Source organism: Serratia sp. CY56464 (assembly GCF_052168435.1).
In the GTDB taxonomy this organism is placed as follows: Bacteria; Pseudomonadota; Gammaproteobacteria; order Enterobacterales; family Enterobacteriaceae; genus Serratia; species Serratia marcescens.
Map to the genome: position 1 here is coordinate 979431 of NZ_JBJNMV010000001.1, position 18601 is coordinate 998031.

Genomic DNA, 18601 nt, shown 5'->3' on the forward strand with positions numbered 1-18601 from the left:
GAGGTTGCTCAATGAGCGAAAAGTTACAGAAAGTTTTAGCGCGCGCCGGGCATGGCTCGCGTCGTGAAATCGAAACCATGATTGAAGCCGGGCGCGTCAGCGTCGACGGCAAGGTCGCCAAGCTCGGCGATCGCGTTGAAGTGACGCCGGCGATGAAAATCCGTCTGGATGGCCATGTCCTGTCGATCAAAGAATCCGAAGAGGTGGTTTGCCGGGTGCTGGCTTACTACAAACCGGAAGGCGAGCTGTGTACCCGCAGCGATCCTGAAGGCCGCCCGACGGTGTTCGATCGCCTGCCGAAGCTGCGCGGTTCGCGCTGGGTGGCGGTAGGGCGCCTGGACGTCAACACCTCCGGTCTGCTGCTGTTCACCACCGATGGCGAACTGGCCAACCGTCTGATGCACCCGAGCCGTGAAGTGGAGCGCGAGTACGCGGTGCGCGTGTTCGGCCAGGTTGACGATGCGAAAGTGAAGCAGCTGAGCAAAGGCGTGCAATTGGAAGACGGCCCGGCCGCCTTCCGCACCATCAGCTTCCAGGGCGGTGAAGGCCTCAACCAGTGGTACAACGTGACCCTGACCGAAGGCCGCAACCGTGAAGTGCGTCGCCTGTGGGAAGCGGTGGGCGTGCAGGTGAGCCGCCTGATCCGCGTGCGTTACGGCGACATCGATCTGCCGAAAGGCCTGCCGCGCGGCGGCTGGGCTGAACTGGATCTGCCGGCGATCAACTACCTGCGCGAGCTGGTGGAGTTGAAACCGGAAACGGTCAGCAAAATGCCGGTGGAGCGTGAGCGCCGCCGCGTGAAGGCCAACCAGATCCGCCGTGCGGTCAAGCGCCACTCGCAGGTGGCCGGCAGCGGCCGCCGCAGTGCGCCAGGCAGCAAACCGGGCAAGCCAAGCAAACGCAGCTAATCCCGCCATTCTGGCCCCGTTGGGGGCCAGAACGTTTTGTTACCAATCGATCCCCTGTTGCGCCTTCACGCCCGCGTCGAATGCGTGTTTCACCGGCCGCATCTCCGTGACCGTATCCGCCAGTTCCAGCAGATCGCGATGGCAGCCGCGCCCGGTCAGGATCACCGTTTGATGCGCAGGGCGTTGCAGGAGCGCTTCCTTCAGCACTTCCAGTTCCAGATAGCCGTAGGTCAGCATGTAGGTCACTTCATCCAGCAGAACCAGATCCAGGCCGCTGTTGGCCAGCATGCGTTTGCCGTGCTGCCACACCGCCTGGCAGGCGGCGGTGTCGCCGGCCTTGTTTTGCGTTTCCCAGGTGAAACCGGTGGCCATCACCTGAAACTCAACGCCGTGTTGCTGCAGCAGATTCTTTTCGCCATTGGGCCATTCGCCCTTGATGAACTGGATCACCCCGGCGCGCATGCCGTGGCCGACCGCGCGGGTGACGGTGCCGAAGGCGGCGGTGGTTTTACCCTTGCCGTTGCCGGTAAACACCAGCAGCAGGCCGCGGGTGTCCTGCGCCGCGGCGATGCGCGCATCGACCTGTTCTTTCAGGCGCTGCTGGCGCTGTTGATGACGATCTTCCGCCATGAAACGCTCCTGATTATTCGGCTGCGCCGGGTTTGCGGTTCGGCTGCGCGTCGAAGCTCATGCCGGTTTTGCGGCGGCTGTCTTCGCCCATCAAATACAGATACAGCGGCATGATATCGGCCGGGGTTTTCAGCTTGTTCTTGTCTTCGTGCGGGAAGGCAGATGCGCGCATTTTGGTGCGGGTGCCGCCCGGATTGATGCAGTTCACCCGCAGATTGCGGTTTTTGTACTCGTCGGCCAACACCTGCATCATGCCCTCGGTGGCGAACTTTGACACCGCATAGGCACCCCAGTCTGCGCGGCCGGTACGCCCGACGCTGGAGCTGGTGAACACCAGTGAACCGGCGTGGGATTTCAGCAGCAGCGGCAGCAGCGCCTGAGTCAGCATAAAGGTGGCGTTGACGTTAACCTGCATCACTTCTTGCCACATGGTTATCGACAGGTCGGCCATCGGCGCGATGTCGCCGAGCAGGCCGGCGTTGTGCAACACGCCGTCAAGGCGGGGGATCTGGCGCGCCAGATCGTCGGCTATCTGCCGGCATTGCTCCTGAGTGGCGTGCAGCAAGTCCAGCGTGACCACCAGGGCCAGGGCGCCGCCCAGGGCTGCGATCTCTTGTTGTACCGCCAGCAGTTTGCTCTCGGTGCGCCCCAGCAGCACCAACTGGGCGCCGAAGCGCGCGTAGGTCAGCGCCGCTTCGCGGCCGATGCCGTCGCCGGCGCCGGTGACCAAAATGATACGTTGTTCGAGCAGATCTTGTTTGGGTTGGTAATGCACGATAAATCCTCGCCTGGGTGGCTGTTCTCCCGCGGATATCGGGGAGCAAGGGTGAAACGCGCGGCCGGGGCGGGAGCGAAGGCTCGACCGTCTGCGGGCCGCGCAGCGAATCCGTCTCATCATATTGATGAATAATGGGTGTTATATGCCTTAATCCGCAGGCATTTTCAATGCGTAGCAGGCTGAAATGGCATTCTTTTGTAACAAAAGCGCGGCGGTGGCGGCTTGGTTCGGCCGTAAATCGTCCCCATAGTGATGCTCTGTGCGCAATGAATTTTCATTTAGCCGCGACAGCAGCCGCTGCGGTTGGCTAAAATGGAAATAAGCATACTAACAACCTGTAAATAAAGGCGGAATCTGTGGAGTTTATATCTGTTTATGGCCTGTTTCTGGCCAAGGTCGCCACGGTGGTGCTCGCCATCGCCGCGTTGGCCATCCTGGCGGTCAGTTTGGGGCAACGCAAGAACCGCCAGAAAGGGGAGCTGCAGCTGACCGATCTCGGCGAACAGTATCGCGAGATGCAGCGCGATATGCGCCTGGCGCGCATGGATGCCGCCGAGCAGAAGGTTTGGCTGAAACAGTTCAAGAAGCAGACCAAATCTGATGACAAATTGAAGAAGCAGCGTGCCAAGTCCGGCGCGGTGGAAGTGGCCAAGCCGTGCCTGTATGTGCTGGATTTCAAGGGCAGCATGGACGCGCACGAGGTCACCTCGCTGCGCGAAGAGATCTCGGCGGTGTTGGCGGTGGCGTCGGCGCAGGATGAAGTTCTGTTGCGCCTGGAAAGCCCTGGTGGAGTGGTGCACGGCTACGGCCTGGCGGCTTCGCAGTTGGAGCGCCTGCGCAAAGGCGGCATTCGCCTGACGGTAGCGGTGGATAAAGTGGCGGCCAGCGGCGGCTACATGATGGCCTGCGTCGCGGATCGCATCGTGGCGGCGCCGTTCGCCATCATCGGCTCCATCGGCGTGGTGGCGCAGATCCCGAACTTCCACCGTCTGCTGAAGAAGAACGACATCGACGTGGAGTTGCACACCGCCGGGCAGTTTAAACGCACGCTGACGCTGTTCGGTGAAAACACCGAACAGGGGCGCGAGAAGTTCCGCGAAGATTTGAACGAAACCCACGAACTGTTCAAGCGCTTCGTGCATGAGCAGCGCCCGTCGCTCGATATCGACAGCGTCGCCACCGGTGAGCACTGGTTCGGTTCACAGGCGAAAGAGAAGGGCCTGGTCGACGCCATCGGCACCAGCGATGATTTGCTGATCGCCGAGCTGGATAACCACGAAGTGATCGCTGTGCGCTATACGCGCCGCAAACGCCTGATGGATCGCTTCACCGGCAGCGCGGCGGAAAGCGTCGATCGTTTGCTGCTGCGCTGGTGGCAGCGTGGGGAAAAGCCGTTGTTGTAACGGCAACGAGAGCGTGAATCAACGGGGGCCAGGCGCCCCCGTTTTCTTGTCTTAATCGACCAGGTGGTATTTTTCCGAAAGCAGGTGAGCCAAATGTTTAAACATATTAAATACCGCGGTGGTTTTGGCGGTGGGCAATCCATCGGCATCCAAAAAGTATTCGCCGCGAAAAACTAAAACGCCGCTTTTTTGTTCAACGTCGGTGGCGATCATGCCGTGCAGATAATCTTCGTGTTGGCGGATGATGTTATTTGCTTCCGCCAGCAGGGCCTCGCGGCCGATAGGTGCAGTATTCGTGCGCATTTATTAGACTCCAAACTAAAAACTCTGCGCATATTCTAACGCCGGTTCGCTTTTATCCGCAAACCGACTAAGGTTTATTTGCCGTCTGGATGGCCATGGGCGGCCGCCGGTTGGCGAAATCGGACTTTCCATGCTAATTAGGTTGCGTGACGCTTTTTATCAGGTACAGTGTGGGATTTTGCGGCGTCAGGTGGAAGGTTTTGTTTACGCCATGAATAAAACTCACACAGCCATACTTCTGGGGCATGGGTGAATAGCAGGCAGGATCAACAACTTGCGTTCAGGTTGAGCAGTTGGGCAACCAAAAGAAAAAAATCTGTTGATCTCTTGCCAGACTGCCGCAATATAAAAAAAGAGACACGAATTGCCGCGGCACGGCGAGATAAAAGACTTCTTTTTAGAAGAAATAAATTAGGTAAAGGTAAATATGGGTAAAGCTCTCGTAATAGTTGAGTCCCCGGCAAAAGCCAAAACTATTAATAAATATTTAGGAAGTGACTACGTGGTGAAGTCCAGCGTCGGTCACATCCGTGATTTGCCGACCAGTGGCTCAGCCAGCAAAAAGAGCGCTGACTCAACCGAAGACAAAGCCAAGAAAAAAGTTAAAAAAGATGAGAAGGCGGCGCTGGTAAATCGCATGGGCGTCGACCCTTACCACGGCTGGAAAGCGCATTATGAAATCCTGCCGGGTAAAGAAAAAGTGGTCGCCGAGTTAAAATCGTTGGCGGAAAACGCCGACCACATTTATCTCGCAACCGACCTTGACCGCGAAGGGGAAGCCATCGCCTGGCACCTGCGGGAAGTGATCGGTGGAGATGACAAACGCTTTAGCCGCGTGGTGTTTAACGAAATCACCAAAAACGCGATCCAGCAGGCGTTCAAACAGCCGGGCGAGCTGAACATTGATCGCGTCAACGCGCAGCAGGCGCGCCGGTTTATGGACCGCGTGGTGGGCTATATGGTCTCGCCGCTGCTGTGGAAGAAAATCGCCCGCGGCCTGTCCGCCGGCCGTGTGCAGTCGGTGGCGGTGCGTCTGGTGGTTGAGCGCGAACGCGACATCAAGGCGTTCGTGCCGGAAGAGTACTGGGAACTGCATGCCGATCTGCTGGCGAAGGGTGAAACCGCGCTGCAGATGGAAGTGACCCACGCGCACGACAAACCGTTCAAGCCGGTCAACCGCGAGCAGACTCACGCCGCGGTCAAGTTGCTGGAAAAAGCCCGCTACACGGTGCTGGATCGCGAAGACAAACCGACCAGCAGCAAGCCGGGCGCGCCTTTCATTACCTCCACGCTGCAACAGGCCGCCAGCACCCGCCTGAGCTTCGGCGTGAAGAAAACCATGATGATGGCGCAACGGCTGTATGAAGCCGGCCACATCACCTATATGCGTACCGATTCCACCAACCTGAGCCAGGATGCGCTCAACATGGTGCGTGGCTACATCGGCGACAACTTCGGCGATAAATACCTGCCGAAGGCGCCGAATCAGTACAGCAGCAAAGAGAATTCGCAGGAAGCGCACGAAGCGATCCGTCCTTCGGACGTGAACGTGCTCGCCGAGCAGTTGAAAGACATGGAAGCGGATGCGCAGAAGCTGTATCAGCTGATCTGGCGCCAGTTCGTCGCCTGCCAGATGACGCCGGCGCAGTACGATTCCACCACGCTGACGGTGAAAGCCGGTGATTATCAGCTGCGCGCCAAGGGCCGTACGCTGCGCTTTGACGGTTGGACCAAGGTGATGCCGGCGTTGCGCAAGGGCGATGAAGATCGCACCCTGCCATACGTCGAAATCGGCAGCGAGCTGGATCTGCAGAAACTGATCCCGAGCCAGCACTTCACCAAGCCGCCGGCGCGCTACAGCGAAGCCTCGCTGGTGAAAGAGCTGGAAAAACGCGGCATTGGCCGCCCCTCCACCTACGCCTCCATTATCTCAACCATTCAGGATCGCGGTTATGTGCGGGTGGAAAGCCGCCGCTTCTATGCCGAGAAAATGGGTGAGATCGTCACCGATCGTCTGGAAGAAAACTTCCGCGAGCTGATGAACTATGACTTCACCGCGCGCATGGAAGATGGTCTCGATGAGGTCGCCAACAACCAGGCCGAGTGGAAAGCGGTGCTGGACGAGTTCTTCGTCGACTTCAGCGAGCAGCTGGAAACGGCGGAGAAGGATCCGGAAGAAGGCGGCATGCGGCCTAACCAGATGGTGATGACCAGCATCGACTGCCCGACCTGCGGCCGCAAGATGGGCATCCGTACCGCCAGCACCGGCGTGTTCCTCGGTTGTTCCGGCTACGCGCTGCCGCCGAAGGAGCGTTGCAAAACCACCATCAACCTGGTGCCTGAAGCGGAAGTGCTCAACATCCTCGAAGGCGACGACGCGGAAACCAACGCGCTGCGCGCCCGCCGCCGCTGCCAGAAATGCGGTACGGCGATGGACAGCTATCTGATCGACAACCAGCGCAAGCTGCACGTCTGCGGCAACAACCCGGCGTGTGACGGCTATGAGATCGAAGAGGGCGAGTTCCGCCTGAAAGGTTATGACGGCCCGGTGGTGGAGTGCGACAAGTGCGGTTCGGAAATGCACCTGAAAATGGGGCGTTTCGGCAAGTACATGGGCTGCACCAACGAGAACTGCAAAAATACCCGCAAGATCCTGCGTAACGGCGATGTGGCGCCGCCGAAGGAAGATCCGGTGCCGTTGCCGGAGCTGCCGTGCGAGAAGTCCGACGCCTATTTCGTGCTGCGTGACGGCGCTGCCGGCGTGTTCCTGGCGGCCAACACCTTCCCTAAATCGCGCGAGACCCGCGCGCCGTTGGTGGAGGAGCTGGCTCGCTTCAAGGATCGTCTGCCGGAGAAACTGCGCTACCTGGCCGATGCGCCGGTGGCGGATGCCGAAGGCAACAAAACGCTGGTGCGTTTCAGCCGTAAAACCAAGCAGCAGTACGTCTCCTCTGAAAAAGACGGCAAGGCGACCGGTTGGTCCGCGTTCTACGTGGACGGCAAGTGGGTCGAAGGCAAGAAGTAAGGGCGATGTCCTGCCTGCAAGATGAAAAACCAGCCCTGGCGGCTGGTTTTTTTATTGGTGAAAAGGGGCAAACGGATCTATCCTTTGCTGTTTTTATCCCTCCGACACCGCCGTTTCACGTTGATACCAATGCAAAATAATCGTTATCATAGTGTGACGCGGATCTATACTTGAAGCTGCATCGTGGTATAGTGGTTATATAAAAAGTTTTTTTATTATTAAAGCTTATTAACAACGGCGTTTTCTTCACCATCAGGGTAGAACACGGGGTTTATGGCTTGTGAGTTTCAGCATACTGGGGCGACACCGATATACCTGGCTGCGGGTAAGCCGCAGTGTTTAACCTAGGATGGTATAAGATATGAAATTGCAGCAGCTTCGTTACATTGTGGAAGTGGTTAACCACAACCTGAATGTCTCCTCGACGGCAGAAGGGCTCTATACCTCTCAACCCGGCATCAGTAAACAGGTGCGCATGCTCGAAGATGAGCTGGGCATCCAGATTTTCGCCCGCAGCGGCAAGCACCTGACCCAGGTCACCCCCGCCGGCCAGGAAATCATTCGCATCGCGCGTGAAGTGCTGTCCAAGGTAGACGCCATCAAGGCCGTCGCCGGTGAACACACCTACCCGGACAAAGGCTCGCTGTACGTCGCCACCACGCACACTCAGGCTCGTTACGCATTGCCCAACGTGATCAAAGGCTTCATCGAGCGTTACCCGCGCGTCTCGCTGCACATGCATCAGGGCTCGCCGACGCAGATCGCCGAAGCGGTCTCCAAGGGCACCGCCGATTTTGCCATCGCCACCGAGGCGCTGCACTTGTACGACGATCTCATCATGTTGCCGTGCTACCACTGGAACCGTGCGGTGGTGGTGAAGCCCGATCATCCTTTGGCGGGCAAAAGCAGCATCAGCATTGAAGAGCTGGCGGCTTACCCGATCGTCACTTACACCTTCGGCTTTACCGGCCGCTCGGAGCTGGACACCGCCTTCAACCGCGCCGGTCTGACGCCGCGCATCGTCTTTACCGCCACCGACGCCGACGTGATCAAAACCTATGTGCGTCTGGGACTGGGGGTAGGGGTGATCGCCAGCATGGCGGTGGATCCGGTGCAGGATCCGGATTTGGTGACGGTGGATGCGCGCGACATCTTCACCTACAGCACCACCAAAATCGGCTTCCGCCGCAGTACCTTCCTGCGCAGCTACATGTATGACTTCATTCAGCGCTTCGCGCCGCACTTGACGCGCGACGTGGTCGACAGCGCGGTGGCGCTGCGCTCCAACGAAGAAATCGAAGCGATGTTCAAGGACATCAAGCTGCCGATTAAATAAGTTCAGGTTGGTGGCGCGTCGGCCAAAACAGGAGGGGGTGTCCCTCCTGTTTTGTATGCTGCCGCTTACGGCACATCTTGGTTATTCGTCGGGGGTTGAGACTGAGGTAAAGCGTTAGCGTCTTGATTGATACGCTTATCCAACGTTTTGGCCCGTTTGGCGGCGACGATCGTTATAACAGCCAGGTAAAGGAGATAAAGGCTTGATGCCAAAAGCGTCCATCCTATTCTCTTTTGTATTTTTACATCGGCGCGCCGTTCACTGTCATCACCGTTGGTGAGTTTATAACAGATTGATTGTACCTCACTTTCCAATAGGCCGACCTCGGCGGCGCGTTGAAAAGCATCACGGGCGCCGCATTGCTCTCGTGTCAGTTCCCATTTTTTGTCTGATATAAACGGAATAAACAGATCTGAGTTTTTCGCATAGTCTTTGCCCAACAGAAAACTGTGCGTGGTCTGTTTGAACTCATACCAGGCTTCATTGGTGATTGTGAGTTTCGTTGCGGCAATGGTAATGAAGTAAAAAAGCACGATAGATACAGCAAGGATGGCAAACTCCATCGCGCTTGCCAGCCTAATTTTCTGATCTTTAGGGGTAAATCTGTCCTTTATGCGCCGCAACTCATGCATTGCGACGTCTTTGTTCTCCATCCAACGCAGCGTTGCCTCAATTTCCGTGAGGTTTCTTACCTTGATGCCGTAATGGTAAATAAAGCGATGCACCTCATACTGTTCACTGTCGAATGTTTTGATGCTCTCATACTGGCTGCCCTTACCGCGCAGAACTTTATCCCACAAGAATTTGAGCAGAATATAACCAGAGCGCGTGCGGTAGATAATAATGATAAACAAAATCAACGGTATGAGTGATGTAGCCACGACCATTAGATTTTGGAAGGTTGGATCGATGGTGATATTCAAAATGTGCTCCATGCGCGTGCTTTATTGTCAGAATGTTCAATATCGCTGATGTGTCGGGAAATGCCGATTGAAATTATCGCGCATGTTCGATGAAACCGTTTCATGCGGCTTTGGCGTTTTAGGCAAGGAGCGGCGGTTAAGGTAACTCGCTGACACTCTTCACATTAACTTCTGTGATTGTTCCCGCCTATCGTTGTGATCAAATCGTGTTGTTATCAAAACGTTAACTTGTCTTTGTGGTATCTTTAAACAAGACCTCACTGATTACCCTGTTTTAGTCACAATAAGAAATGGAGGAGCTATGTCGTCCGATCTTCGTGAAACAAGTCTGGATAAGCTGGTTGCGCTGAATAGCGAATATTACTACTACAGTCTGCCGCTGGCGGCGAAGCAGCTGGGTGCTATCGACCGGTTGCCGAAATCGATGAAAGTGCTGTTGGAGAACCTGCTGCGTCATGTGGATGGCGATACCGTGCAGGTTGACGACCTCAAGGCCATCGTCGCCTGGTTGCAAACCGGCCATGCTGACCGTGAGATCGCCTACCGTCCGGCGCGCGTGCTGATGCAGGATTTTACCGGCGTTCCGGCGGTGGTGGATCTGGCGGCGATGCGTGAAGCGGTGCGGCGGCTGGGCGGCAATGTCGACCAGGTGAACCCGCTGTCACCGGTGGATCTGGTGATTGACCACTCGGTCACCGTCGATGAATTCGGCGATGACAACGCCTTCGAAGACAACGTGCGTATCGAAATGCAGCGCAACCACGAGCGCTACACCTTCCTGCGCTGGGGGCAGAAAGCCTTCAACCGTTTCCGCGTGGTGCCGCCGGGCACCGGCATCTGCCACCAGGTCAACCTCGAATACCTCGGCCAAACGGTGTGGCACAGCGACGAAAGCGGTCGCCGCGTGGCCTATCCGGATACGCTGGTGGGCACCGATTCCCACACCACCATGATCAACGGCCTGGGCATCCTCGGCTGGGGCGTGGGCGGCATCGAAGCGGAAGCGGCGATGTTGGGCCAGCCGGTGTCGATGCTGATCCCGGATGTGGTCGGCTTCAAGCTGACCGGCAAGCTCCGCGAGGGCATTACCGCCACCGATCTGGTGCTGACCGTCACCCAAATGCTGCGCAAACACGGCGTTGTTGGCAAGTTCGTCGAGTTTTACGGCGACGGCCTGGCCGATCTGCCGCTGGCGGACCGGGCGACCATCGCCAACATGTCGCCGGAGTTCGGCGCCACCTGCGGCTTCTTCCCGGTGGATGACGTTACGCTCGGCTATATGAAGCTCAGCGGCCGCAGCGCCGAACAAATCGCGCTGGTGGAAGCCTACGCCAAAGCGCAGGGCATGTGGCGCAATCCGGGGGATGAGCCGGTCTTCACCAGCTCGCTGGCGCTGGACATGTCGACGGTGGAGGCCAGCCTCGCCGGGCCGAAACGCCCGCAGGATCGCGTCGCGCTGCCGAATGTGCCGCAGGCGTTCAAGGCCGCTACCGAGCTGGATATCGGCGGCCACAAGGCCAAGACAGACGGCAAAACCTTTACGTTGGACGGGCAGCAGCACGAATTGCGCGACGGCGCGGTGGTGATCGCGGCGATCACCTCCTGCACCAACACCTCCAACCCGAGCGTGATGATGGCGGCCGGCCTGCTGGCGAAAAACGCCGTCAAGAAAGGGCTGCGCAGCAAACCCTGGGTAAAAACCTCGCTGGCGCCGGGTTCCAAAGTGGTGACCGACTACTTCGACAGCGCCAAACTCACCGCCTATCTGGAAGAGCTGGGGTTCAACCTGGTGGGATATGGCTGTACCACCTGTATCGGCAACTCCGGGCCGCTGCCGGATCCTATCGAGCAGGCGATCAAAGAGGGCGATCTGACCGTTGGCGCGGTGCTGTCGGGCAACCGTAATTTCGAAGGGCGCATCCACCCGCTGGTGAAAACCAACTGGCTGGCCTCGCCGCCGCTGGTGGTGGCTTATGCACTGGCGGGCAGCATGAAGATCGATCTGACCAAAGAGCCGCTGGGCGAGGGTAATGACGGTCAGCCGGTCTATTTGAAGGACATCTGGCCGAGCAGCCAGGACATCGCTCAGGCGGTGGAAGAAGTGCGCACCGAGATGTTCCACAAGGAATACGGCGAAGTGTTCGATGGCGACGCCAACTGGCAGGCGATCCAGGTGACCGGTTCGGCGACCTATCAGTGGCAGGAGGATTCTACCTATATCCGCCATCCGCCGTTCTTCAGCACCATGCAGGTGAAGCCGGATCCGGTGCAGGACATCAAAGACGCGCGTATTCTGGCGATTCTGGCCGACTCGGTGACCACCGACCATATCTCGCCGGCGGGTAACATCAAGCGCGACAGCCCGGCGGGGCGTTACCTGAGCGAGCATGGCGTAGCGCCGCAGGATTTCAACTCCTACGGTTCACGCCGCGGCAACCACGAAGTGATGATGCGCGGCACCTTCGCCAACATTCGCATCCGCAACGAAATGGTGCCGGGCGTGGAAGGCGGCTATACCCGCCATATTCCGTCACAACAGCAGCTGTCTATCTACGACGCCGCCATGCAGTACCAGCAGGAGAAAGTGCCGCTGGCGGTGATCGCCGGTAAAGAGTACGGTTCCGGCTCCAGCCGCGACTGGGCGGCGAAGGGGCCGCGCCTGCTGGGCGTGCGGGTGGTGATTGCCGAATCCTTCGAGCGTATTCACCGCTCTAACCTGATCGGCATGGGGATTTTGCCGCTGGAGTTTCCGCAGGGGGTGACGCGCAAAACCCTGGGGCTGACCGGGGATGAGCAGATCAGCGTTGGCGGCCTGCAACAGCTGCAGCCGGGCCAGACAGTGCCGGTGCACATCACTTATGCCGACGGGCGCAAGGAAGTGGTCGACACCCGGTGCCGCATCGATACCGGCAATGAGCTGACCTACTACGAAAACGACGGCATCCTGCACTATGTGATCAGGAAAATGCTGTAATTAATCAATAAAAAGGGCGCCGTAAGGCGCCCTGATTGTTTCCGCGGCGGTGGCGATCACTTCTGGTCGAGCAAATGGCCCATTTTGGCGGCCTTGGTGGCCAGATAGCGTTCGTTCTTCGGGTTGCGACCGACGATCAACGGCACGCGTTCGCTGATGTTGATACCGGCTTCGGTCAGGATCTCGACCTTTTTCGGGTTGTTGGTCAGCAAACGCACCGCGTCGACGCCCAGCAGTTTGAACATGTCGGCACACAGGGTGAAGTCGCGCTCGTCGGCGGCGAAGCCGAGCTGGTGATTGGCTTCCACGGTGTCTGCGCCCTTATCCTGCAGGGCGTAGGCGCGGATCTTGTTCAACAGGCCGATATTGCGGCCCTCCTGGCGATGATAAAGCAGGATGCCGCGGCCTTCTTCCGCAATCTGCTCCAGTGCGGCTTCCAGTTGAAAACCGCAGTCGCAGCGCAGGCTGAACAACGCGTCGCCGGTCAGGCATTCGGAATGCACGCGTGCGAGCACCGGCGCTTCGCCGGAAATATCACCGAATACCAGTGCCAGGTGGTCATGTCCGGTCGCCAGTTCTTCGAATCCTACCATCAGGAAATCGCCCCAAGGTGTCGGCAGTTTAGCCTCTGCCACCCGTTTCAGCTGCATGTCACTCTCCACAAAAACCTACGATTCAATCATTGTCGCGCATCCTAAGTCCGGTTCAGTAAATTGACCAAGACTAAAACGTGCTACGCCGATCTCTATTTCGTTAATTATCGGCTATTTTGCCACAACTTCTTGCCGGGCGGTGCTCAGCAAACCAGCAGATGGCGTTTTCTGACCACCTATTATTGCGATAGGTTTCCTATCTGTTTAATTTTTCGCGTGTTATCAATATTGCACTCTTGTTACACTGCAGCCTGATTCACGCAGAGGAAAACGGGAATGTATGAGATAGCAAAACGTACGGCGGGCGGCGCGCTGCTGCTGCTGTTGATGCCGCTGGTCGTATGGGCATCCGGCTGGCATTGGCAGCCCGGCGGCAATGTTCGGCTGCTCAAAGCGCTGTTCTGGGTGACCGAAACCGTGACCTCGCCGTGGGGCATTCTGACCAGCGCTATCCTTTGCGGTTGGTTTTTGTGGTGCCTGCGCTTTCGGCTGAAAGCGGCCATCGGTCTGGCGATCCTGCTTTCCGCCGCGTTGGTGATTGGGCAGGGGGTCAAGTCGTTGATCAAGGATCGGGTGCAAGAACCGCGGCCGTTTGTGGTATGGCTCGAGCAAACCCACGGCGTGGACGGAAAATATTTCTATTCGCTGCATCGTAAAGAGCGCAGCGCGCTGGTGCGCGAGCAACTGCAAGACCAGACGCTGGTGCCGAACTGGCTGCGCAAGCACTGGCAGTTTGAAACCGGCTTCGCTTTCCCGTCGGGGCATACGATGTTCGCCGCCACTTGGGCGCTGCTGGGCGTCGGATTGCTGTGGCCGCGCCGCCATTATAAAACCGTCGCGCTGCTGATGGTGTGGGCAACGGGGGTGATGGGCAGCCGTCTGCTGCTGGGCATGCACTGGCCGCGCGATCTGGCGATGGCTACGCTGATCAGTTGGCTGCTGGTGGTGATCACCTGCTGGCTGGCGCAGCGCTGGTTCGGTCCGCTGACGCCGCCGCCGCAAGAGCAGCAGGAAATCGCGGCGCGCAAGCCGGAGATATGATCGATATGTGACCGCGTCACAAAATAGGCGGCATCGGACCGGTGCCGCATTAACCGCTTACATTTTCCCGCCATTGCAATTCGCCCGGTTGCCCCCATATCCTTATAAATTCGACGTTTTGAGAAGCTTTCTCATCAATTTGTTCGCTAAGACCGTTTACTGCCGAATATGCCAGCAGATATGTGGTTTTATCGTGCGGCAGGGTTTCCCTGCCGCAGCGGGAAATGCTAACTTAAGGGTTAGGGACGCCACATTTTGGCATCGTTCATCCGATTCACTCGGCATCGCGGGAAAGAATGTGAAATATTTGCTGATTTTTTTGTTGGTTCTGGTGATCTTCGTGATTTCCGTCACCTTGGGTGCGCATAACGATCAGGTGGTCAATTTTAACTATCTGGTTGCGCAGGGGGATTATCGCGTATCGACCCTGTTGGCCACGCTGTTTGGCGCCGGTTTCGTTCTCGGCTGGATTATTTGCGGCCTGTTCTACCTGCGCACGCGTATTGCGCTGGGTCGCGCCGAGCGCAAAATCAAAAGGCTGGAGCTGCAGCTTGAGCAGCCCGCTGAACCGGCGGCTCAGCCTGTTGTCAGCAAGGAATAATCCTCTATGTTAGAACTGCTGTTTCTGTTGCTGCCCGTGGCTGCCGCGTACGGTTGGTACATGGGGCGCAGAAGCGCTCAGCAGGATAAACAGCAAGAAGCCAACCGCCTGTCGCGCGAATATGTGGCAGGGGTGAACTTTCTGCTTTCCAACCAGCAGGACAAGGCGGTCGATCTGTTCCTCGATATGTTGAAAGAGGACAGCAACACCGTTGAAGCCCACCTGACCTTGGGTAACCTGTTCCGCTCGCGCGGCGAAGTCGACCGCGCCATCCGCATCCATCAGGCCTTGATGGAAAGCGCCTCTCTGACCTTCGAACAGCGCCTGCTGGCGGTGCAGCAACTGGGCCGCGACTATATGGCGGCCGGGCTGTACGATCGCGCGGAAGACATGTTCAGCCAGTTGACTGACGAAGCGGATTTTCGCGTCTCGGCGCTGCAGCAACTGCTGGTGATCCATCAGGCGACCAGCGACTGGCAGAAAGCGATCGACGTGGCGGAAAAGCTGGTCAAGCTGGGCAAAGAGAAGCAACGCGTCGAGATCGCGCACTTTTACTGTGAGTTGGCGCTGCAGGCGATGGGCAGCGACGATCTCGATCGGGCGATGAGCCTGCTCAAACGGGCGGCCGCCGCCGATAAACAGTGTGCGCGCGTGTCCATCATGTTCGGGCGCATCTACATGGCGCAAAACGACTACGCCAAAGCGGCAGAGTCGCTGCAACGCGTTCTGAGCCAGGATAAAGAGTTGGTCAGCGAGACGCTGCCGATGCTGCAGGAATGCTACACGCATCTGCCGGAACAACAGCACAACTGGGCTGAATTCCTGAAGCGCTGCGTGGAAGAGAACACCGGCGCCACCGCCGATCTGATGCTGGCCGAGATTATCGAGCAGCACGAAGGGCGCGACGTGGTGCAGGTCTATATCAACCGCCAGCTGCAACGCCATCCGACCATGCGGGTGTTTTACCGGCTGATGGATTATCACCTGGCGGACGCCGAAGACGGCCGGGCGAAAGAGAGTCTGCTGCTGTTGCGCGATATGGTCGGCGAGCAAATTCGCACCAAGCCGCGTTACCGCTGCCACAAATGCGGCTTCACCGCGCACTCGCTCTATTGGCATTGCCCGTCGTGCCGCGCCTGGTCATCGGTTAAACCGATCCGCGGTCTGGACGGCCAATAATGCGGCGGGGCGACAAAACAAAACGGGGCGATTTATCGCCCCGTTTTTTATGTTCGTCTGTTCGTCGCTTATTTTTTCTTGCCGCCTTTGGCGCCGGTTTTCAACAGCTGGCGGAGTTTCTTCAGCTCTTTCTGGCTCAGCGGCTGTTCAATTTCTTCTTCGGTGCTTTGATTGTCGATCTCGCCGTGGTGCAGGTCATCCGCCTTTTTGGCCGGTTTTTCTGCTTTGGTGGCGGGCGCGCTGAAACTGCTTTCCAGGCGCTGGCACACTTCCACGCTCAACGAAAATTCGTTTTCAGCGGCGGCGGCACGGATTTTTTCCTTGAGTTCCAGAGGAATTTTAATGGTAAGTGTCGATATCTCGCTCATTTTGAAAGCCTTTCTGCAGGAAGATGCCTTCAAGCTAAGCCACTGGCGATCGGGTGTCTAGTGTGTAATAAAAATTTAATATTTATGTAACAAATGAGGGTGGGGCAAACGCGGGTTTTTTTAGGCGAGAAACAGAGGCAGGGCCCGAGCGTGCGGGCCCTGTACCGGAAACATTATTTGTAGATGATCGCGGTGCCGCTCAGCATGTTGTTACCGCCGGCGGAGATGATGCGGTAGCTGCTGGCGCCCTGAGCGTCGGCTTTAGCGGCCAGCTTTTTTTCCAGGCTGCTGAGGGTGGTCGCGTGGCCTGCGGAAACGATGCCGGTGGCGGTCAGGTTATCGGCCTGCTGGCTATTGATCGGTTCAGCGGCGAAAGTGGCGAAAGAGGTCAGTGCGATAGCGGCAGCGGTTGCAAAATATTTGATGGTTTTCATAGGTGACTCCAGTCTGTTCATTTAGGAAGGAAGCCATTCGCTTCCGATGGGTTGAATAGTAAAGCATCTACGTCGATTGAAAATCTGATAATGCTGAGTAATTCATTCAAAATATTTGATCAACAATTTACGCATCTTTACGGCGTTTTACGCTGCGTGGTTTATCGCTAACGCGCTTTCGTTGACGCGCCATGACAAAGGTGAGCGGTAACATGACAGAGCGCCGGTGCGCGCTGTGGCTGGGATTTCTGGCCTCCGGCATGTAGAATGCGGCGGTCAGTTTCGCGGGTGAGTCCCTGATTATGTCTATTTTACAGAAGGTAGAAGAAATGAAGTCTGAAAATAACACTAATAACAATGACTTAAAATCATCTCCAATCGTTGTGGCGTTAGATTACGCCGATAAGAACGCCGCGCTGGCGTTCGCCGACCGTATCGATCCGCAAGACTGCCGGCTGAAAGTGGGCAAAGAAATGTTCACGCTGTTTGGGCCGCAATTGGTGCGCGATCTGCATGGGCGCGGCTTCGACGTATTTCTTGACCTGAAATTCCACGATATTCCCAATACCACCGCGCATGCGGTCGCGGCGGCGGCCGAACTGGGCGTTTGGATGGTCAACGTCCATGCCAGCGGCGGCGCGCGCATGATGACCGCCGCTAAAGAAGCGCTGGCGTCATTCGGGGCGGATGCGCCGCTGTTGATTGCCGTGACGGTGTTGACCAGCATGGAAGCGGAAGACCTGCGCGGCATCGGCATTGAAGCCAGCCCGGCGGAACACGCCGAGCGCTTGGCGCGCCTGACCCGCGACTGCGGGCTGGACGGCGTGGTGTGTTCGGCACACGAAGCGCAGCGGCTGAAGGCGACCTGCGGGCAGGCTTTCCAACTGGTTACGCCGGGGATCCGCCCAGAAGGCAGCGCGGCGGGCGATCAGCGCCGTATTATGACGCCGGTGCAGGCGCAGGCCGCCGGCGTGGACTACATGGTGATTGGACGTCCGATCACTCAATCTGCCGATCCGGCCGCGACGCTGCGCGCGATCCGCGCCTCTTTGGCCTGAGGAACCGCCGATGAATGACGATAACAGCCGCCTGGTGTATTCCACGGACACCGGCCGCATCAAGCAGGAAGAGGTTAAACCGCAACGCGCCAAGGGCGACGGCATCGTGCGCATCCAGCGTCAGACCAGCGGCCGCAAGGGGAAGGGCGTATGCCTGATCGCCGGCGTCGATCTGGATGATGCTGCGCTCGACAAACTGGCGGCCGAGCTGAAAAAGAAATGCGGCTGCGGCGGTTCGGTGAAAGATGGGGTCATCGAGATCCAGGGCGATAAACGCGATCTGCTCAAGCAACTGCTGGAAGCCAAAGGCATGAAGGTCAAACTGGCGGGCGGTTGAGGTGAATCGCCATGCCGCGGTGCAATGCCGTGGCATGGCTTGAGGTTGTTGCTGCCGGGGATTAGCCCGTTAACGGCAAAAGAACCATAGACTTAAAGTAAAACAGACCTGAAATCATCGTTATTGGTTAATACGTCAAAGCGCCAAAGCGCTTTTGCCAGCCTGTCGGCCGAGGGCGCTCGGTCAGGTTATTTACCAACCTGGTGACCGATAATGCCCCCTACCGCAGCCCCGCCCAGCGTACCCAACGCGCTGCCGTCTGTCAGCACTGCGCCGCCGACTGCACCTGCGCCGGCACCGATAGCGGTGTTGCGATCGCGTTTGGACATGTTGGAACAGGCACTGAGTGAAAACGCCAGAGTCAGTGCCAGAGCGGCGGTGGCGAAACGTTTATTGATAATCATCATAATGACTTCTCCTTAGCATTGGCTATATGGAAGTGCCCTATAAGTATAGGCGTTAACCATAAATCAGGCCTGCTGTTGATTCCCGTACAGTATCGATATAAAAAATGGCATTTTTTGTTAACGGCCGAATAATTAGTAGGTTACGGCCCAAAAGTCGCCGAAACTGAGTATAGGTTTCTCGGGAAGGATAAACAGGTAAATAGTCTTAAAATCCTGCGGTGCAAGGGGAAAGACGCGCGGCGT

The 18601-nt window shown here is 57.5% G+C and carries 19 protein-coding genes; 11 read left to right on the forward strand and 8 right to left on the reverse strand.

The genetic code is table 11. The annotated features are described in order from the left end of the window. Positions 1 to 11 precede the first annotated feature (11 nt). On the forward strand, positions 12 to 908 hold the full coding sequence (rluB, locus tag ACJ8KE_RS04885; protein WP_015378049.1) for a 23S rRNA pseudouridine(2605) synthase RluB: 897 nt from the start codon (positions 12 to 14) through the stop codon (positions 906 to 908). Positions 909 to 947: 39 nt separating this feature from the next. Here rluB and cobO read toward each other — a convergent pair whose 3' ends face one another. Continuing rightward, entirely contained in the window at positions 948 to 1538 is a 591-nt protein-coding gene (cobO, locus tag ACJ8KE_RS04890; RefSeq protein WP_306376819.1) for a cob(I)yrinic acid a,c-diamide adenosyltransferase, read from the reverse strand. Between the two features lie 13 nt (positions 1539 to 1551). Continuing rightward, the gene (locus ACJ8KE_RS04895) at positions 1552 to 2313 is read right to left on the reverse strand and encodes a YciK family oxidoreductase (RefSeq protein ID WP_240293580.1); all 762 of its coding nucleotides are present in this window, start codon (positions 2311 to 2313) and stop codon (positions 1552 to 1554) included. A 359-nt stretch (positions 2314 to 2672) separates the two neighbouring features. On the opposite strand from ACJ8KE_RS04895, the gene sohB reads away from it, so the two are divergent. Continuing rightward, positions 2673 to 3719 (forward strand): protease SohB, encoded by a 1047-nt coding sequence (gene sohB, locus ACJ8KE_RS04900; RefSeq protein ID WP_079452039.1) that lies wholly within the window; start codon positions 2673 to 2675, stop codon positions 3717 to 3719. A gap of 51 nt (positions 3720 to 3770) precedes the next feature. On the opposite strand, the gene ACJ8KE_RS04905 is transcribed toward sohB, so the two are convergent. Continuing rightward, positions 3771 to 4022, reverse strand: coding sequence for a YciN family protein (locus tag ACJ8KE_RS04905; RefSeq protein ID WP_004930700.1), 252 nt, complete (start codon positions 4020 to 4022; stop codon positions 3771 to 3773). Between the two features lie 427 nt (positions 4023 to 4449). Here ACJ8KE_RS04905 and topA point away from each other — a divergent pair, with 427 nt between their 5' ends. From topA to cysB, 3 genes are all read left to right on the forward strand, one after another. Further along, complete coding sequence (gene topA, locus ACJ8KE_RS04910; protein WP_004930691.1) at positions 4450 to 7047, forward strand: type I DNA topoisomerase; 2598 nt, start codon at positions 4450 to 4452, stop codon at positions 7045 to 7047. A 5-nt stretch (positions 7048 to 7052) separates the two neighbouring features. Continuing rightward, entirely contained in the window at positions 7053 to 7187 is a 135-nt protein-coding gene (locus ACJ8KE_RS04915; RefSeq protein WP_255253503.1) for a hypothetical protein, read from the forward strand. A 221-nt stretch (positions 7188 to 7408) separates the two neighbouring features. Beyond that, complete coding sequence (gene cysB / locus ACJ8KE_RS04920) at positions 7409 to 8383, forward strand: HTH-type transcriptional regulator CysB (RefSeq protein WP_004930690.1); 975 nt, start codon at positions 7409 to 7411, stop codon at positions 8381 to 8383. Between the two features lie 65 nt (positions 8384 to 8448). On the opposite strand, the gene ACJ8KE_RS04925 is transcribed toward cysB, so the two are convergent. Continuing rightward, positions 8449 to 9306, reverse strand: coding sequence for a DUF6216 family protein (locus ACJ8KE_RS04925; protein ID WP_126502247.1), 858 nt, complete (start codon positions 9304 to 9306; stop codon positions 8449 to 8451). A gap of 301 nt (positions 9307 to 9607) precedes the next feature. On the opposite strand from ACJ8KE_RS04925, the gene acnA reads away from it, so the two are divergent. Continuing rightward, the gene (gene acnA, locus ACJ8KE_RS04930) at positions 9608 to 12280 is read left to right on the forward strand and encodes an aconitate hydratase AcnA (RefSeq protein WP_079449786.1); all 2673 of its coding nucleotides are present in this window, start codon (positions 9608 to 9610) and stop codon (positions 12278 to 12280) included. 56 nt (positions 12281 to 12336) lie between these two features. Here the strand turns inward: acnA and ribA are convergent, their stop codons facing one another. Further along, the gene (ribA, locus tag ACJ8KE_RS04935) at positions 12337 to 12930 is read right to left on the reverse strand and encodes a GTP cyclohydrolase II (protein ID WP_004930678.1); all 594 of its coding nucleotides are present in this window, start codon (positions 12928 to 12930) and stop codon (positions 12337 to 12339) included. Positions 12931 to 13209: 279 nt separating this feature from the next. Here ribA and pgpB point away from each other — a divergent pair, with 279 nt between their 5' ends. The 3 genes from pgpB (at position 13210) to lapB (ending at position 15754) form a co-directional block, all read left to right on the forward strand. Beyond that, complete coding sequence (gene pgpB, locus ACJ8KE_RS04940) at positions 13210 to 13974, forward strand: phosphatidylglycerophosphatase B (protein WP_116403578.1); 765 nt, start codon at positions 13210 to 13212, stop codon at positions 13972 to 13974. Between the two features lie 298 nt (positions 13975 to 14272). Beyond that, on the forward strand, positions 14273 to 14575 hold the full coding sequence (locus ACJ8KE_RS04945; protein ID WP_004930650.1) for a LapA family protein: 303 nt from the start codon (positions 14273 to 14275) through the stop codon (positions 14573 to 14575). 6 nt (positions 14576 to 14581) lie between these two features. Continuing rightward, a complete protein-coding gene (gene lapB, locus ACJ8KE_RS04950) occupies positions 14582 to 15754 on the forward strand; it encodes a lipopolysaccharide assembly protein LapB (protein ID WP_016927532.1) in 1173 nt (390 codons plus the stop codon). A 68-nt stretch (positions 15755 to 15822) separates the two neighbouring features. On the opposite strand, the gene ACJ8KE_RS04955 is transcribed toward lapB, so the two are convergent. Together ACJ8KE_RS04955 and bhsA are read right to left on the reverse strand one after the other, a co-directional pair. Next, a complete protein-coding gene (locus ACJ8KE_RS04955) occupies positions 15823 to 16122 on the reverse strand; it encodes an Arc family DNA-binding protein (RefSeq protein WP_004930644.1) in 300 nt (99 codons plus the stop codon). 173 nt (positions 16123 to 16295) lie between these two features. After that, positions 16296 to 16556: a multiple stress resistance protein BhsA gene (gene bhsA / locus ACJ8KE_RS04960; protein WP_016927533.1), complete on the reverse strand. Its 261-nt coding sequence runs from the start codon at positions 16554 to 16556 to the stop codon at positions 16296 to 16298. Between the two features lie 329 nt (positions 16557 to 16885). Between bhsA and pyrF the strand changes: the two genes are divergently transcribed. After that, the gene (gene pyrF / locus ACJ8KE_RS04965) at positions 16886 to 17614 is read left to right on the forward strand and encodes an orotidine-5'-phosphate decarboxylase (RefSeq protein ID WP_397609154.1); all 729 of its coding nucleotides are present in this window, start codon (positions 16886 to 16888) and stop codon (positions 17612 to 17614) included. Positions 17615 to 17624: 10 nt separating this feature from the next. Continuing rightward, positions 17625 to 17951 carry a stress response translation initiation inhibitor YciH gene (gene yciH, locus ACJ8KE_RS04970; RefSeq protein WP_016927535.1) on the forward strand — a complete coding sequence of 109 codons (327 nt, stop codon included), beginning with the start codon at positions 17625 to 17627 and terminating at the stop codon, positions 17949 to 17951. Between the two features lie 188 nt (positions 17952 to 18139). On the opposite strand, the gene osmB is transcribed toward yciH, so the two are convergent. Continuing rightward, positions 18140 to 18358, reverse strand: a complete 219-nt coding sequence (gene osmB, locus ACJ8KE_RS04975) for an osmotically-inducible lipoprotein OsmB (protein WP_004945176.1) — start codon at positions 18356 to 18358, stop codon at positions 18140 to 18142. Positions 18359 to 18601: the final 243 nt, after the last annotated feature.

Excerpts from the sequence above, each read along its gene's own strand:
- rluB (WP_015378049.1), top strand. The coding sequence starts at position 12 with ATGAGCGAAAAGTTACAGAAAGTTTTAGCGCGCGCCGGGCATGGCTCG.
- cobO (WP_306376819.1), bottom strand. The coding sequence starts at position 1,538 with ATGGCGGAAGATCGTCATCAACAGCGCCAGCAGCGCCTGAAAGAACAG.
- ACJ8KE_RS04905 (WP_004930700.1), bottom strand. The coding sequence starts at position 4,022 with ATGCGCACGAATACTGCACCTATCGGCCGCGAGGCCCTGCTGGCGGAA.
- topA (WP_004930691.1), top strand. The coding sequence starts at position 4,450 with ATGGGTAAAGCTCTCGTAATAGTTGAGTCCCCGGCAAAAGCCAAAACT.
- ACJ8KE_RS04915 (WP_255253503.1), top strand. The coding sequence starts at position 7,053 with ATGTCCTGCCTGCAAGATGAAAAACCAGCCCTGGCGGCTGGTTTTTTT.
- cysB (WP_004930690.1), top strand. The coding sequence starts at position 7,409 with ATGAAATTGCAGCAGCTTCGTTACATTGTGGAAGTGGTTAACCACAAC.
- acnA (WP_079449786.1), top strand. The coding sequence starts at position 9,608 with ATGTCGTCCGATCTTCGTGAAACAAGTCTGGATAAGCTGGTTGCGCTG.
- ribA (WP_004930678.1), bottom strand. The coding sequence starts at position 12,930 with ATGCAGCTGAAACGGGTGGCAGAGGCTAAACTGCCGACACCTTGGGGC.
- pgpB (WP_116403578.1), top strand. The coding sequence starts at position 13,210 with ATGTATGAGATAGCAAAACGTACGGCGGGCGGCGCGCTGCTGCTGCTG.
- lapB (WP_016927532.1), top strand. The coding sequence starts at position 14,582 with ATGTTAGAACTGCTGTTTCTGTTGCTGCCCGTGGCTGCCGCGTACGGT.
- ACJ8KE_RS04955 (WP_004930644.1), bottom strand. The coding sequence starts at position 16,122 with ATGAGCGAGATATCGACACTTACCATTAAAATTCCTCTGGAACTCAAG.
- bhsA (WP_016927533.1), bottom strand. The coding sequence starts at position 16,556 with ATGAAAACCATCAAATATTTTGCAACCGCTGCCGCTATCGCACTGACC.
- pyrF (WP_397609154.1), top strand. The coding sequence starts at position 16,886 with ATGAAGTCTGAAAATAACACTAATAACAATGACTTAAAATCATCTCCA.
- yciH (WP_016927535.1), top strand. The coding sequence starts at position 17,625 with ATGAATGACGATAACAGCCGCCTGGTGTATTCCACGGACACCGGCCGC.
- osmB (WP_004945176.1), bottom strand. The coding sequence starts at position 18,358 with ATGATGATTATCAATAAACGTTTCGCCACCGCCGCTCTGGCACTGACT.